Annotated in this window: 12 protein-coding genes, 1 tRNA gene and 1 riboswitch; all 13 genes read left to right on the top strand. The window is 31.7% G+C overall.

The annotated features are described in order from the left end of the window. The 13 genes from cobA (at position 1) to V7R38_RS07045 (ending at position 13,688) form a co-directional block, all read left to right on the top strand. Positions 1-771 (top strand): uroporphyrinogen-III C-methyltransferase, encoded by a 771-nt coding sequence (gene cobA, locus V7R38_RS06985; RefSeq protein ID WP_334056983.1) that lies wholly within the window; start codon positions 1-3, stop codon positions 769-771. A gap of 9 nt (positions 772-780) precedes the next feature. After that, positions 781-1,356 carry a precorrin-2 dehydrogenase/sirohydrochlorin ferrochelatase family protein gene (locus V7R38_RS06990; RefSeq protein WP_334056985.1) on the top strand — a complete coding sequence of 192 codons (576 nt, stop codon included), beginning with the start codon at positions 781-783 and terminating at the stop codon, positions 1,354-1,356. 25 nt (positions 1,357-1,381) lie between these two features. Further along, positions 1,382-2,437: an NAD(P)/FAD-dependent oxidoreductase gene (locus V7R38_RS06995; RefSeq protein ID WP_334056987.1), complete on the top strand. Its 1,056-nt coding sequence runs from the start codon at positions 1,382-1,384 to the stop codon at positions 2,435-2,437. 56 nt (positions 2,438-2,493) lie between these two features. After that, positions 2,494-2,823 carry a 2Fe-2S iron-sulfur cluster-binding protein gene (locus V7R38_RS07000; protein WP_015480988.1) on the top strand — a complete coding sequence of 110 codons (330 nt, stop codon included), beginning with the start codon at positions 2,494-2,496 and terminating at the stop codon, positions 2,821-2,823. A 6-nt stretch (positions 2,824-2,829) separates the two neighbouring features. Further along, complete coding sequence (epsC, locus tag V7R38_RS07005; protein ID WP_334056990.1) at positions 2,830-3,606, top strand: serine O-acetyltransferase EpsC; 777 nt, start codon at positions 2,830-2,832, stop codon at positions 3,604-3,606. Position 3,607: 1 nt separating this feature from the next. Further along, entirely contained in the window at positions 3,608-4,495 is an 888-nt protein-coding gene (cysM, locus tag V7R38_RS07010) for a cysteine synthase CysM (RefSeq protein WP_334056992.1), read from the top strand. A 63-nt stretch (positions 4,496-4,558) separates the two neighbouring features. After that, positions 4,559-4,683: riboswitch (SAM riboswitch) on the top strand. A 45-nt stretch (positions 4,684-4,728) separates the two neighbouring features. Continuing rightward, positions 4,729-5,733, top strand: a complete 1,005-nt coding sequence (locus tag V7R38_RS07015; RefSeq protein WP_334056994.1) for a homocysteine S-methyltransferase family protein — start codon at positions 4,729-4,731, stop codon at positions 5,731-5,733. Beyond that, positions 5,733-8,405 carry a methionine synthase gene (metH, locus tag V7R38_RS07020; protein WP_334056996.1) on the top strand — a complete coding sequence of 891 codons (2,673 nt, stop codon included), beginning with the start codon at positions 5,733-5,735 and terminating at the stop codon, positions 8,403-8,405. The genes V7R38_RS07015 and metH overlap by 1 nt, the downstream gene beginning before the upstream one ends. A 192-nt stretch (positions 8,406-8,597) precedes the next feature. Then, positions 8,598-9,551: a methylenetetrahydrofolate reductase [NAD(P)H] gene (metF, locus tag V7R38_RS07025; protein ID WP_334056998.1), complete on the top strand. Its 954-nt coding sequence runs from the start codon at positions 8,598-8,600 to the stop codon at positions 9,549-9,551. Between the two features lie 122 nt (positions 9,552-9,673). After that, complete coding sequence (trxA, locus tag V7R38_RS07030) at positions 9,674-9,991, top strand: thioredoxin (RefSeq protein WP_015480982.1); 318 nt, start codon at positions 9,674-9,676, stop codon at positions 9,989-9,991. A gap of 79 nt (positions 9,992-10,070) precedes the next feature. Then, complete coding sequence (locus V7R38_RS07035) at positions 10,071-12,629, top strand: M1 family metallopeptidase (RefSeq protein ID WP_334057003.1); 2,559 nt, start codon at positions 10,071-10,073, stop codon at positions 12,627-12,629. Continuing rightward, positions 12,629-13,552: a DUF58 domain-containing protein gene (locus tag V7R38_RS07040; RefSeq protein WP_015480980.1), complete on the top strand. Its 924-nt coding sequence runs from the start codon at positions 12,629-12,631 to the stop codon at positions 13,550-13,552. The genes V7R38_RS07035 and V7R38_RS07040 overlap by 1 nt, the downstream gene beginning before the upstream one ends. Before the next feature lie 62 nt (positions 13,553-13,614). Continuing rightward, a tRNA-Asp gene (locus V7R38_RS07045) sits at positions 13,615-13,688 on the top strand. Positions 13,689-14,142 lie beyond the last annotated feature (454 nt).

The raw sequence follows: 14,142 nt of genomic DNA on the forward strand, positions 1-14,142 counted from the left end.
ATGAAGGTAAAAACACCAAAATTAACAGTGGTTGGAGCAGGTCCTGGAGATGTAGATTTAATAACAATCAAGGCAATAAAAGTTTTAAAGTCTGCTGATGTTGTTTTGTATGATGCTCTCGTTAATGCTGATCTGTTGGCATATGTAAATCCGAATGCAGAACTTATTTTCGTAGGTAAAAGATTAGGTTGTTATAAATATGAACAAGAACAAATTAACGATTTAATTGTAGCTAGAGCAAAATCTCATGGTCATGTAGTACGTTTAAAAGGTGGAGATCCTTTCATTTTTGGCAGAGGTGCAGAGGAAATGGAATTTGCAGCAAATGAAAATATTAAAGTAGCAGTTGTGCCTGGTATATCTTCTTCTTTGGCAGTACCAGCCTATCAAAATATACCCTTAACAAAAAGGGGTAGTGCAGAAAGTTTTTGGGTAATTACTGGTACTACAAAAGAGCATCAAATTTCAGGCGATGTAAAGTTAGCAGCAAAATCTAATGCAACAGTGGTGGTTTTAATGGGTATGAGCAAGTTGCCTCAAATTGTAAAATTGTTTCAAAATGAAAGGAAAAACAATTTACCTGTAGCCATAATTCAAGATGGTACAACTTCTAGAGAAAAAGTTGGAGTAGGTACAGTAGATTCTATTTTAGAGGTTGTTCAAGAGAAAAAGCTAAGCAATCCTGCAATTATTGTTTTGGGTGAAGTGGTCAATCATAGGGCTATTTTACAAAGCGTAAGTCAAGCTCAACTAAGTTCTATAGCTGTTTAAAAACTAGGCATGGAAAGAAATAATTTGTACCCAATTTTTTTAAAGGCGAGAAATTTAAACTTCCTAATTGTGGGTGGTGGTTTTGTTGCAGAAGAAAAGTTGACATTTTTGTTAAAGTCTAGTCCTGATGCAAAGGTTGTTATGGTTTCTCCTATGTTTAGAAAAGGAACCATAGAGCTAGCAAAGCAAGGTTGTGTAACTTTAATAAAAGATGTCTACAATAAAAAATATTTAGAAGGACGACATATTGCTGTGGCTACAACCGATATTCCAGAAGTAAATGTACAAGTTTGGAAAGATTGCAGAGCCTTATCAAAATTGGTAAATGTTGCTGATAATCCTCCATATTGCGATTTTTATATGGGTGGAATTGTTACTAAAGGCAATGTGAAAATGGCAATTTCTACCAATGGAAAATCGCCAACTACAGCCAAAAGATTACGTCAGTTTTTTGAGGAAGTAATTCCAGAAAATATAGACGATTTAGTGAAAAATTTAAATAAATATCGAAAAACTATTAAAGGAGATTTCGAGGAAAAAGTTCAAAAGCTAAACGAATTCACAAAAAGTTTAGTTGAAAATTAAAATAGTGAAAAGTAAATTAAGAAAAATGATTACTACAGATATATTGATAATTGGTGCAGGACCAACAGGATTGTTTACCATTTTTGAAGCGGGTTTATTAAAGTTAAAATGTCATTTAATTGATGCCTTGCCACAACCTGGAGGTCAGTGTTCAGAAATTTATCCTAAGAAACCGATTTATGATATTCCTGCTTATCCAGAAATTTTAGCAGGAGATTTAACTGCAAAACTTTTAGAACAAACCAAGCAGTTTGAGCCTGGTTTTACATTAGGAGAAAGGGCAGAAACCATAGACAAACAAGAAGATGGTTCTTTTATTGTTACCACTAATAAAGGTACAAAGCATCATGCAAAAGTTGTTGCAATTGCAGGTGGTTTAGGGTCTTTCGAACCTAGAAAACCACAAATAGAAAATTTAGCTAAGTTTGAAGATAAAGGTGTGGAATATATAATTAAAGAGCCAGAATTATATCGTGATAAAAAAGTAGTCATTTCTGGTGGTGGAGATTCTGCTTTAGATTGGGCTATTTTCTTAGCTGATGTTGCATCAGAAGTTACTTTAATTCATAGAAGAAATGAATTTAGAGGTGCTTTAGATTCTGTAGAAAAAGCACAAGAATTAAAGAATTTAGGCAAAATCAATATCATAACTCCAGCAGAAGTTAAAGGTATTTTGGGTGATGAAAAAGTAACAGGAGTTGTAGTAGAGAAAAAAGGCGAAGATGGCTTTATCATAGATACAGACCATTTTATTCCACTATTTGGTTTGTCACCAAAATTGGGGCCAATTGCCAATTGGGGTTTAGAAATAGAGAAAAATGCTATTAAAGTAAATAATGCGTTAGACTATCAAACAAATGTTCCAGGTATTTATGCAATTGGAGATGTAAATACATATCCAGGTAAATTAAAACTAATTTTATGTGGTTTCCATGAAGCTACATTGATGTGTCAAAGTGCTTATAAAAGAATCTTTCCTGATAAAAAATACGTAATGAAATATACTACAGTTGGCGGTGTACAAGGTTTTGATGGTACTAAGAAAGAAGCACCAAAAGCAGTAATTAAAGCAATTCAATAAGAGTATATTGTTAGGTTTGCGTAAATTTGTAGACTAGATCAATAATTGACAAAGAGATGCAAGACATCAATATAAAAATTACGGACAGAGAAGGTAAAACGCATGATATTGTAGCGCCTACAGATATGTCTATGAATTTAATGGAAGTAGTTCGTTCTTATGAGTTAGCAGAAGAAGGTACTATTGGTATTTGTGGTGGAATGGCTATGTGTGCTTCATGCCAATGTTATGTGAAGTCAGATCATGAACTGCCAGAAATGACAGATGATGAAGATGCAATGTTAGCAGAGGCATTTTATGTAGAAGATAACAGCAGATTAGGTTGTCAAATACAAATTACACCAGAATTAAATGGTTTAGAGGTAGAATTAGCACCTGAAAGTTAAACCTTTATGAAGCAGACAGAACAAATCATAGAAAATAAAAAATCGGTTGAATTTAAGAATTACAACATGTGTTTAAGAGATGCTGTTGAAGTTTTTACAAAACAGTTGATAAACGATTTATTTGACCAAAATCATCTATCGGAAAATGGTTCAGATACTCGAAGAAAATTTTTATTGATATTAGAAAGGCTAGCTGTAGAAAATGGAGAAAACCTTTGGAGCGATTTTCAAGAATCATTTAACGCCATTCGTAAAAAGTTAGATTTAGATGCAGAGGCTGCAAATAGAAATGATCCAGCTGCTAAAAGTTTAGAAGAAATATACTTGGCATATCCTGGTTTTTACGCAATAGCTGTGTACAGACTAAGTCATCAATTACTAAAATTAGATATTCCTATTTTACCTAGAATGATGAGTGAATTTGCTCATAGTATAACAGGTACAGATATACATCCAGGAGCAGAAATTGGAGAATCGTTCTTTATAGATCATGCAACAGGTATTGTTATTGGTGAAACTACCATCATTAAAAATAATGTTCAAATTTTTCAGGGAGTTACTTTAGGAGGAATTCAAGTAAAAAAGAGTTTGGCATTCACAAAAAGACACCCAACAATAGAAGACAATGTTATCATATATGCAAACGCAACTATTTTAGGAGGAGATGTAATTATAGGTGCAAACTCTGTAATTGGTGCGAATGTTTGTGTAACAGAGTCTATACCTATTAACTCAGTAGTTACAGTGCAAAAAGAAAATAATATTTTTCAAAAAAGAATTTAAAATGCAAACAAAAAGTATCATAGATTTTGTAGGAAATACTCCATTAGTAGAAGCGCAAAGCATCTTTAAAAAAGAGGGTGTTACACTTTTATTAAAACTAGAAGGTAATAATCCTGGAGGTAGTGTAAAAGACAGAGCTGCTTATTATATGATTTCTGAGGCTATTAAAAGAAAAAATATTAAAAAAGGAGATACTTTAGTAGAAGCGACTAGTGGTAATACAGGTATTGCATTGGCCTTAATGGCGAAAGTTTTAGGGGTAAATATGGTAATAACTATGCCAGAAAACTCAACAATAGAAAGAGTAAAAACGATGCGTGCTTATGGTGCAGAAGTTATACTTACTCCTGCAGATAAAGGTATGGAAGGTGCAATAGATCATGCACTAAGTTTAAAATATAAAAAGGGTTATTTTCGATTAAATCAGTTTGATAATTTCGATAATCCAAAGGCACATTACAAAACAACTGGCCCAGAAATTTGGAGAGATACTCAAGGTAAAGTAACTCATTTTGTTTCTGCAATGGGCACAACAGGTACAATAACTGGAGTTTCTGATTTTCTTAAAGAAAAGAATGAAGATATTACTATAATTGGGGCGCAACCAAAAGATGGAGCAAGAATTCCAGGTATTAGAAAATGGAAAAAAGAATACTTACCAGCTATTTTTAATGCAAAAAAAATAGACCAAGTTTTAGAAGTAAGTGAAGAAGAAGCCAAAGCAATGACCATTCGTTTGGCTAGAGAAGAAGGTGTTTTTTCTGGAATGAGTAGTGGAGGTTCTGTAGCAACTGCTATTAAAATTGCCAATTCAATAGAAAAAGGTGTTGTGGTTGCCATTATTTGTGATAGAGGAGATAGATACTTATCTTCAGATATTTACGAATAAACCATAAAAAATAGAAAAAAAGTTCGTTACTTTGTTTCGAATTTAGTTCATAAACTTATTAATACGTTATCACGAAAGGCAGAGGGATTAGACCCAGTGAAGCTTTGGCAACCTCTCAGAAATGAGAAAGGTGCTACATTCTACAATCTATTTCGATATTTTATCAAATAGCTATTGACAGATAACAGAGAAAATTACACTTTTCCTGATGACATATTATATAATAATTAGATATGTCGAATATTTACAAAGCTTTACAAGAAAGAATTTTGGTTTTAGATGGTGCTATGGGTACTATGCTACAAGCCTATAAATTCACTGAAGAAGATTTTAGAGGAGAGCGCTTTAAAGAGTATCCAACACCCTTGCAAGGAAATAATGATTTGTTATCATTAACCCAACCAGAAGCAATAAAAACAATTCATGCCAAGTATTTTGAAGCTGGTGCAGATATCATAGAAACCAATACTTTTTCTGGAACTACAATTGCAATGGCTGATTATCAAATGGAAGATTTGGTATACGAATTGAATTATCAATCTGCGAAAATTGCGAAAGAAGTTGCTTTAGAATTTACGGCTAAAGAACCAAATAAACCACGTTTTGTTGCAGGTTCAATTGGGCCAACAAATAGAACTGCAAGCATGTCTCCAGATGTAAATGATCCTGGTTACAGAGCTGTAACTTTTGATGAATTAAGAATTGCATACAAACAACAAGTAGAAGCATTATTAGATGGTGGTGCAGACATTTTATTGGTAGAAACTGTTTTTGATACATTAAATGCAAAAGCAGCATTGTTTGCAATAGAGCAGGTTAAAGAAGAAAGAAAAATGGATATTCCTGTAATGCTAAGTGGTACAATTACAGATGCATCAGGTAGAACTTTATCAGGCCAAACAGCAGAAGCTTTTTTAATTTCTGTTTCTCATATTCCATTATTATCGGTAGGTTTTAATTGTGCTCTAGGTGCTAATTTGTTGCAACCTCATTTAGAGGCAATTGCCAACAAAACAGAATTTGCTATTTCAGCTCATCCCAATGCAGGTTTACCAAATGCATTTGGAGAATATGATGAAACTCCAGAAGAAATGGGAGAACAAATAGAAGAATATTTAAAGAAAAATTTAATTAATATTATTGGTGGCTGTTGTGGAACATCACCAGAACATATTAGAGTTATTGCAAATATTGCTGCTAAATATAAACCTCGTAAAATTTTAGAAAAAGTACACTAATGAAAGTGAAACAAACTAAATACATACGATTATCGGGTTTAGAACCTCTGATTTTAAATGAGAATAGCAATTTTATCAATGTTGGTGAACGCACAAATGTAGCTGGTTCTCGTAAATTTTTACGGTTAATTAAAGAAGAAAAATTTGATGAAGCTTTAGATGTTGCACGTCATCAAGTAGATGGTGGAGCGCAAATTGTTGACATTAATATGGACGATGGTTTGATTGACGGAAAAGAAGCCATGGTTCGTTTTCTAAATTTAATTGCTGCAGAACCAGATATTTGTAGGGTTCCAATGATGATCGATAGTTCTAAATGGGAAATCATAGAAGCTGGTTTACAAGTAGTTCAAGGTAAATGTGTTGTAAACTCAATTTCTTTAAAAGAAGGTGAAGAAAAATTTATTTGGGAAGCCACTCAAATAAAACGTTATGGAGCAGCTGTAATTGTAATGGCTTTTGATGAAGTTGGGCAAGCGGATAATTATGATAGACGCATAGAAATAGCCAAAAGATCTTATGATATTTTAGTAAACAAAGTTGGTTTTGCATCAGAAGATATCATTTTTGATTTAAATATTTTTCCTGTGGCAACAGGTATGGATGAACATCGAAGAAATGCTATCGATTTTATAGAAGCCACAAAATGGGTTCGTGAAAATTTAGAAAATGTATCTGTAAGTGGTGGAGTTTCAAATGTGTCTTTTTCATTTAGAGGTAACAACACAGTTCGTGAAGCAATGCACTCGGTTTTCTTGTATTATGCCATTCAAAATGGTATGAATATGGGTATCGTAAATCCTGCAATGTTAGAAGTCTATGATGATATTCCTAAAGATTTATTAGAGCATATAGAAGATGTAATTTTAGATAGGAGAGATGATGCTACAGAACGTTTATTAGATTTTGCAGAGACTGTAAAAGGAACCACAAAAGAAAAAACAGTCGATTTATCTTGGAGAGAAAAACCGCTACAAGAAAGAATTACACATGCTTTAGTAAAAGGGATTGATGCTTTTATTATTGAAGATGTAGAACAAGCAAGACAAGAAGCAAGTGCACCTATAGAAGTTATAGAAGGCCACTTAATGATTGGTATGAATGTAGTAGGCGATTTGTTTGGTGCTGGAAAAATGTTTTTACCTCAAGTAGTTAAATCTGCAAGAGTAATGAAAAAAGCAGTAGCCTATTTAAATCCGTTTATTGAAGCAGAAAAAGGAGAAGAACAACAAGCTTTAGGTAAAATTTTAATGGCAACAGTAAAAGGTGATGTGCATGATATTGGTAAGAATATTGTGAGTGTTGTTCTAGGTTGTAATAACTATGAAATTGTAGATTTAGGAGTTATGGTTCCTCCTGAAAAAATCATTCAAACAGCTATTGATGAAAAAGTTGATGCAATTGGTTTAAGCGGATTAATCACTCCTTCCTTAGATGAAATGGTGTATTTAGCCAAAGAAATGGAACGTCAAAATTTAGATTTGCCTCTACTAATAGGTGGTGCAACAACATCAAAGGCGCATACTGCTGTAAAAATAGATACACAATATAAAAATGCAGTGGTTCATGTAAATGATGCATCTAGAGCAGTTACTGTTGTTGGTGATTTACTCAATAAAAATAGTGCAAATACATATGTTGCTAAATTAAAAAAGGATTACGATGAGTTTAGAACCAAGTTTCTAAAACGAGGTAAAGAAAAAGCCTACATTTCTATTGATGAAGCTCGTAAACGCAAATATAACATTGATTGGAATACATCAGAAATTAGCAAACCTAAAGAGTTAGGAATTCAGACTTTAGAACAGTTAAGTTTAAAAAAATTGGTTCCATTTATAGATTGGAGTCCGTTTTTTAGAAGCTGGGATTTGCATGGAAAGTTTCCAGCTATTTTATCAGATAAAATTGTAGGTGAACAAGCAACTGTTTTGTTTCAGGAAGCACAAGTAATGATTGAAGAAATCATTGCAAAACAGCTGTTAAAACCAAAAGCTGTATTTGGTTTGTTCGAAGCTAATGCAATAAATGAAGACGATATTTCGGTTCAGAAAAAAGGCAAAGAAATTGCGGTTTTTAGAACTTTACGTCAGCAATTAAAGAAAAGAGAAGGTATACCAAATTTAGCATTAGCCGATTTTATTGCACCAGTTGAAACCAATAAACAAGATTACATAGGTGCATTTTGTGTGGGTATTTTTGGAGCACAAGAATTGGCAGAAAGTTACAAGGCGCAAGATGATGATTATAATGCTATCATGGCTCAGGCCATTGCAGATCGTTTTGCAGAAGCATTTGCAGAATATTTACACAAACAAATTAGAACTAAACATTGGGGTTATGCATCAAACGAAGCCCTATCTAATGATGATTTAATTAAAGAAAGTTATAAAGGAATTCGTCCTGCACCTGGTTATCCTGCATGTCCAGATCATTTAGAAAAAGATGCTATTTGGAGTTTATTAGATGTAGAAAATAAAATCGGTGTGAAATTAACAGAAAGCAAAGCAATGTGGCCTGCAGCTGCAGTTTCAGGTTATTATTTTGCAAATAAAGAAGCCAAGTATTTTGGTTTGGGTAAAATCACAGAAGATCAACTTGTAGATTATGCAAATCGAAAGGGCATAAGCAAATCAAAAGCAAGAAAATGGTTGCATCCTAATTTAGCAGAGTAAACAAAACAATTATTTAACAATTATTTTTTTTAATACTAACAAACATAAATAGAAGAAGTAAGATTTTTGCAGAAAATTATTAAAATGAAAAAATACAATGTAGAATTAAAATTTATTCTACAACTTTTAATGTTAACTGTAACTGCATTATTTATTGCTTATTTCTTCTAGATTACTGAATTAATTCAGGAAATGAAGATAACAGAACACATCAAGAAAGCAAATGAGAAAACTTTATTCTCATTTGAAATTATTCCACCCAAAAAAGGAAAAAGCATTGAAGATTTATATGCAAATATAGATCCGCTAATGGAGTTTAAGCCACCATTTATAGACGTAACTACTTCTAGAGAAGAATATGTTTATGTAGAAAAAGACGGTTTATTAGACAGAAAAGTAACAAGAATGAGACCTGGAACTGTAGGTATTTGTGCAGCTATTAAGCATAAATATGATGTAGATACTGTTCCTCATGTTTTGTGTGGTGGTTTTACAAAAGAAGAAACAGAGTATTTGTTGGTAGATTGTCATTATTTAGGGATTGATAATGTTATGGCTTTGAGAGGTGATGCCATGAGCCATCAAAAATATTTTGAAGCCTCAAAAGGTGGGCATCAATATGCTATCAATTTAGTAGAACAAATTCAAAATTTAAATAGAGGTAAATATTTGCATGATGTAATTGAATCTGATAATTGTGCTGATTTTTGTATTGGTGTAGCTGGTTATCCTGAAAAACATTTAGAAGCACCTTCTTTACAAACCGATCTAAAAAGGTTAAAAGAAAAAGTAGATGCAGGTGCAGACTACGTTGTAACTCAAATGTTTTTTGATAATAAAAAGTATTTTGAGTTTGTAGATGCAGCAAAATCTATGGGAATTAACATACCTATTATTCCAGGAATTAAACCAATTGCAGTAAAAAAACACTTACAATTACTGCCTCAAGTCTTTCGAATAGATATTCCTGAAGAACTAATTAAAGAGGTAGATTCTTGCAAGTCTAATAAAGAGGTTAGGCAAGTTGGTATTGAGTTTGCTATTCAACAATCTAAAGAATTATTAGAGGCAGGTGTACCTGTTTTACACTACTACTCTATGGGTAAAAGTGATAATATTCAGGCTATTGCAAAAGAATTATTTTAACTTGCTGTATAGTTTCAATTGATAGATTAATAGTAAAAAGTAATTTTTTTGAGTTAACCAACCTAAAATAAATGTTTACTTTTGTACATTATAAATGATATTACAATCAAAAAACATATAAAATGGCATTAGAAATAACAGACGCTACTTTTGATGAAGTAGTTTTACAATCAGATAAACCAGTATTAGTAGATTTTTGGGCAGCTTGGTGTGGACCATGTAGAATGGTAGGGCCAATTGTAGATGAAATTCATGCAGAATATGATGGTAAAGCAGTAGTGGGTAAAGTAGATGTAGATGCAAACCAAGAATTTGCAGCTAAATATGGAGTTAGAAATATACCAACTGTTTTAGTATTTAAAAATGGTGAAGTTGTAGATAAGCAAGTAGGTGTAGCACCTAAAAAAACATATACAGATAAAATTGATGCAGCTTTATAGTTGTCACTTAATTTTATAAACTTATAAAGGTTTGGCTAACGTCAAACCTTTTTTTATTTTTAGAAACTAAACAAATCTTATGAAATTCCTTACATTATTTTTGGCTTTTACCATAATAACTTCTTGTACATCACCCTCTAAAAAATTGGAGCTAGAAAAAGGTATTTCTTACGATTTAGCAGTATATAGAAAAAAACAAATTTCTGATATTGTTTATAATATACATATTAAAATTCCGGCTGAAAAAACGCAATCAATAGCATCAAAATTAACCGTTAATTTTAATGTAAATGACTTGGAATATAATGTGTATTTAGATTTTAACGAGGCTACTTCAAAATTAAAATCAGTAAAAATCAACAATGAAAATGTAGCAATTAATCATCAAAAAGAACATTTAATTTTAGACAAAACAAAATTAGTTATTGGTGCAAATCAAGTTGAAATTTTATTTGATGCTGGTGAAAAATCTTTAAATAGAAATAACGATTTTTTGTATACACTTTTAGTTCCAGATAGAGCTAGTACTTTATTTCCTGTTTTTGATCAGCCAGATTTGAAGGCCAAATACAACCTAAGAATAACTGCGCCTAAAGATTGGAAAGTTTTGGCTGGTGGTTATGAAGAAAGTGCAATAGAAGTTGATGGTTTTATAGAACATACTTTTAGAACAACAGATTTAATGAGTAGCTATTTATTCTCATTTGTGGCTGGTAAGTTTTCAGAGGTAACTCAAAATCCAGGTGCTTTTGATATGCGCTTTTTGTACAGAGAAAATAATCAAGAAAAAATAACTGAAAGTGTAAGTGATATATTTAATATTCATCAAAATTCAATCGATTTTCTAGAGGATTATACTAGTGTTAAATTTCCTTTCCAAAAAATGGATTTTGCTACTATACCTCCTTTTCAATATGGAGGAATGGAACATGTTGGCGCTATTCAATACAGAGAATCTTCTTTGTTTTTAGATAAAAATGCTACACAAAGCAGAAAGTTAAGAAGGGCCAAGTTAATTGCTCACGAAACTTCTCACATGTGGTTTGGTGATTTGGTTACAATGAAATGGTTTAATGATGTTTGGATGAAAGAAGTCTTTGCTAATTTTATGGCCGATAAAATTGTAAACCCTGTCTATCCAAAGGTAAATCATACTTTAAGTTTTATGATGTCTCATTATCCAAGTGCGTATTCAGAAGATAGAACTAAAGGTACAAATCCAATTCGTCAAAAATTAGATAATTTAAAGAATGCTGGGTCTTTGTATGGCAGAATTATTTATAACAAAGCACCAATTATGATGCGTCAGTTGGAATATTTATTGGGAGAAAATCAATTTAGAGAAGGTGTTCAAGAATACATAAAAACATACTCAAATTCAAATGCAGATTGGTTAGAATTGGTAGATGTTTTAGATAAAAAATCATCAGGAAATATTAAAAATTGGAGTAATGTTTGGGTAAATTCTTCAGGGAGACCCATAATTTCTGAGGAAATTGAAACAAATGAAAAGGGTAATGTTACCAAGTTTATCGTTCATCAAAAAGCAGAAGATGGTTCAGATAAAATTTGGACACAATCTTTTAAAATTCAATTGATAGACGCTAGAGGTTATGTAAAGAATATTAATATTAAAAATATGGGAGCATCTTTTGATATTACAGAGGCTGTCAAAGGTTTTAAACCAGGTCAGGTTTTATACAATATAAACGGATTTGGTTATGGGGTTTTCCCTATTTACAAAGATAAAATTGACAGTTATAAATTAATTAGTGATGAGGTGTCTAGAGGTTATCAATTCATTAATTTATATGAGAATATGTTATTGGGTACAGTTTCACCAAAAGATACTTTTCATGTCTTTTTAGATGCGATTAAAACAGAGAAAAATGAATTGATTGTCAATTATTTATCAGGTAGAATTCAAAATATTCACTGGACGTTTTTAACTAAGAAGCAAAGAGATGAAATTCAGATTTCAACAGAAGAAAACGTAATGCTTTTGCTTCAGAAAGATTTGCCTAAAAACATAAAGAAAACTCTTTTCAACCTATATCAATCTATTGCCATTTCAGAATCTGGAAGGGAGAATTTATATAAAATCTGGAAGGGTGAGATTAAAATAAATCAACTTTTTCTGAATGAAAATAATTTAACATCATTAGCTTTTCAACTTGCGGTTTTACAACATCCAGAAACAGAAGAGATATTAGCAACCCAAGAAACTAAAATTTCAAATCCAGATCAATTAGAAAGATTTCAATGGCTTTTACCTGCTGTTTCTAATAATGTAAATGTTCGAAATGATTTTATGACAGCGTTGTTCGATAAAAAGAATAGAGAAAAAGAATCTTGGGTGCAATCTGGTTTGGGCTATATTCATCATCCTTTAAGACAAAATCAATCTGTAAAGTTTTTGCCTGAAATATTAAATAAGTTAGAAGAAGTACAGTTAACAGGAGATATATTTTTCCCTAAAGGATGGTTGGCTTCTTCTATTGGTCAATACTCGTCTCAAAAAGCATACGATATCTTAACAAATTTTGTGAACGAGAATCCAGATTATAATCCTATTTTACTAAAAAAATTATATCAAACTACAGATGATTTAACCAGAGCCCAAAACATAAAGAAATAATGAAGGTATCAGAAGTAAAATCATCAGAAATTAGAAATTTAGACCTACTTGCTAAACAGGTTGTAGAAGGGTTTATTACAGGTTTGCACAAAAGTCCTTTTCACGGTTTTTCTGTTGAATTTTCAGAACATAAACTATATAATAAAGGTGAAAGCACAAGACATATAGATTGGAAGTTGTTTGCGAAGACAGAGAAGTTGTATACCAAAAAATACGAGGAAGAAACAAACCTGAGATGTCATATCATTATAGATAATTCTGCATCAATGCATTACCCAGTTATTGAGAAACAGTCTATAAGTAATTTGAATAAAGTTGGTTTTTCAGCTATTGCAGCAGCTTCTTTAATGGAAATTTTAAAACGTCAAAGAGATGCAGTTGGGTTAAGTATTTATTCTGATAGCTACGAATATTATGCTCCAGAAAAAGGGAGTGAAAGACATAGAAATATGTTACTGCATCAATTAGAAAGTTTATTTTTATCTCCTTCTTCATTTAAAACGACTGAAACGTATCAGTATTTGCATGAAATTGCAGAGAAAATTCATAGAAGATCTTTGATTTTTTTGTTTACAGATATGTTCCAAACAAACAAAGAGCATAAAGAATTGTTTGAAGCTTTAAGACACCTAAAATACAACAAACATGAAGTGGTTTTATTTCATACATATGATTCAAAAACAGAGTTTGAGTTCAATTTTGATAATAAACCCAAAAAATTTATTGACTTAGAAACAGGACAAGAAATTAATGTCTTTGCAGAAAATATTAAAGAAAAATATGAGGCTTTAAGTCAACAGTTTTTTAAAGATTTAAAAGACAATTGTTTACAATACAAAATTGATTATGTTCCTGTAGATATTCATAAAGGTTACAATGAAATTTTGACGGCTTATTTATTACAGAGAAAAAATTTTAAATAATTTTTCAAATTATGTTTGCAAATATAAAAATGTGTGTTATATTTGCACCCGCTATTAGCAACGGTTTGGTAGTTCAGCTGGTTAGAATGCCTGCCTGTCACGCAGGAGGTCGCGGGTTCGAGTCCCGTCCAGACCGCGAAAAGCGCTTCATTTATGAAGCGCTTTTTTCGTTTATATTCTATTTAGTTTTTTGTTGATTATATTATTCCAAGGATAAAAAGAATTGTCCATAAAATTGTTCTAATCCAATTGCGGGTTACGAGTTGATTCAATTGCTCTGTTTCAAAATTATTCTCAGAAATTTTAAAATGAATTGGAGCGAAACTTGTAAATGTAAATACCCATAAAAAAACAGCTATTAGAAGTATTAAGGGGTTTATCATATTAAAACCAAATAAACAATTCGTGATACTAATTATTAATTGAAGTAACATTAAGGGTACCACAACTATTGCAATTCTTCGAGTATATGTATTATGCCAAAGCACAAGGTTTTCTCTTTTGTAAAATAAGAAGCTAGGATATACAATGAGTTGAACAATCCAAATTAAGACGACCAAACCAAAATTTACGAGTGGAAATAGGGAGGT

The sequence above is a fragment of the Polaribacter sp. P097 genome (assembly GCF_036864555.1).
Lineage (GTDB): Bacteria > Bacteroidota > Bacteroidia > Flavobacteriales > Flavobacteriaceae > Polaribacter.

What these genes read in the sequence shown, in the direction of transcription:
- V7R38_RS07015 (WP_334056994.1), top strand. Translation starts at nt 4,729, where the DNA reads ATGTCGAATATTTACAAAGCTTTACAAGAAAGAATTTTGGTTTTAGAT.
- V7R38_RS06990 (WP_334056985.1), top strand. Translation starts at nt 781, where the DNA reads ATGGAAAGAAATAATTTGTACCCAATTTTTTTAAAGGCGAGAAATTTA.
- cysM (WP_334056992.1), top strand. Translation starts at nt 3,608, where the DNA reads ATGCAAACAAAAAGTATCATAGATTTTGTAGGAAATACTCCATTAGTA.
- cobA (WP_334056983.1), top strand. Translation starts at nt 1, where the DNA reads ATGAAGGTAAAAACACCAAAATTAACAGTGGTTGGAGCAGGTCCTGGA.
- epsC (WP_334056990.1), top strand. Translation starts at nt 2,830, where the DNA reads ATGAAGCAGACAGAACAAATCATAGAAAATAAAAAATCGGTTGAATTT.
- metF (WP_334056998.1), top strand. Translation starts at nt 8,598, where the DNA reads ATGAAGATAACAGAACACATCAAGAAAGCAAATGAGAAAACTTTATTC.
- V7R38_RS07000 (WP_015480988.1), top strand. Translation starts at nt 2,494, where the DNA reads ATGCAAGACATCAATATAAAAATTACGGACAGAGAAGGTAAAACGCAT.
- metH (WP_334056996.1), top strand. Translation starts at nt 5,733, where the DNA reads ATGAAAGTGAAACAAACTAAATACATACGATTATCGGGTTTAGAACCT.
- V7R38_RS07040 (WP_015480980.1), top strand. Translation starts at nt 12,629, where the DNA reads ATGAAGGTATCAGAAGTAAAATCATCAGAAATTAGAAATTTAGACCTA.
- V7R38_RS06995 (WP_334056987.1), top strand. Translation starts at nt 1,382, where the DNA reads ATGATTACTACAGATATATTGATAATTGGTGCAGGACCAACAGGATTG.
- V7R38_RS07035 (WP_334057003.1), top strand. Translation starts at nt 10,071, where the DNA reads ATGAAATTCCTTACATTATTTTTGGCTTTTACCATAATAACTTCTTGT.
- trxA (WP_015480982.1), top strand. Translation starts at nt 9,674, where the DNA reads ATGGCATTAGAAATAACAGACGCTACTTTTGATGAAGTAGTTTTACAA.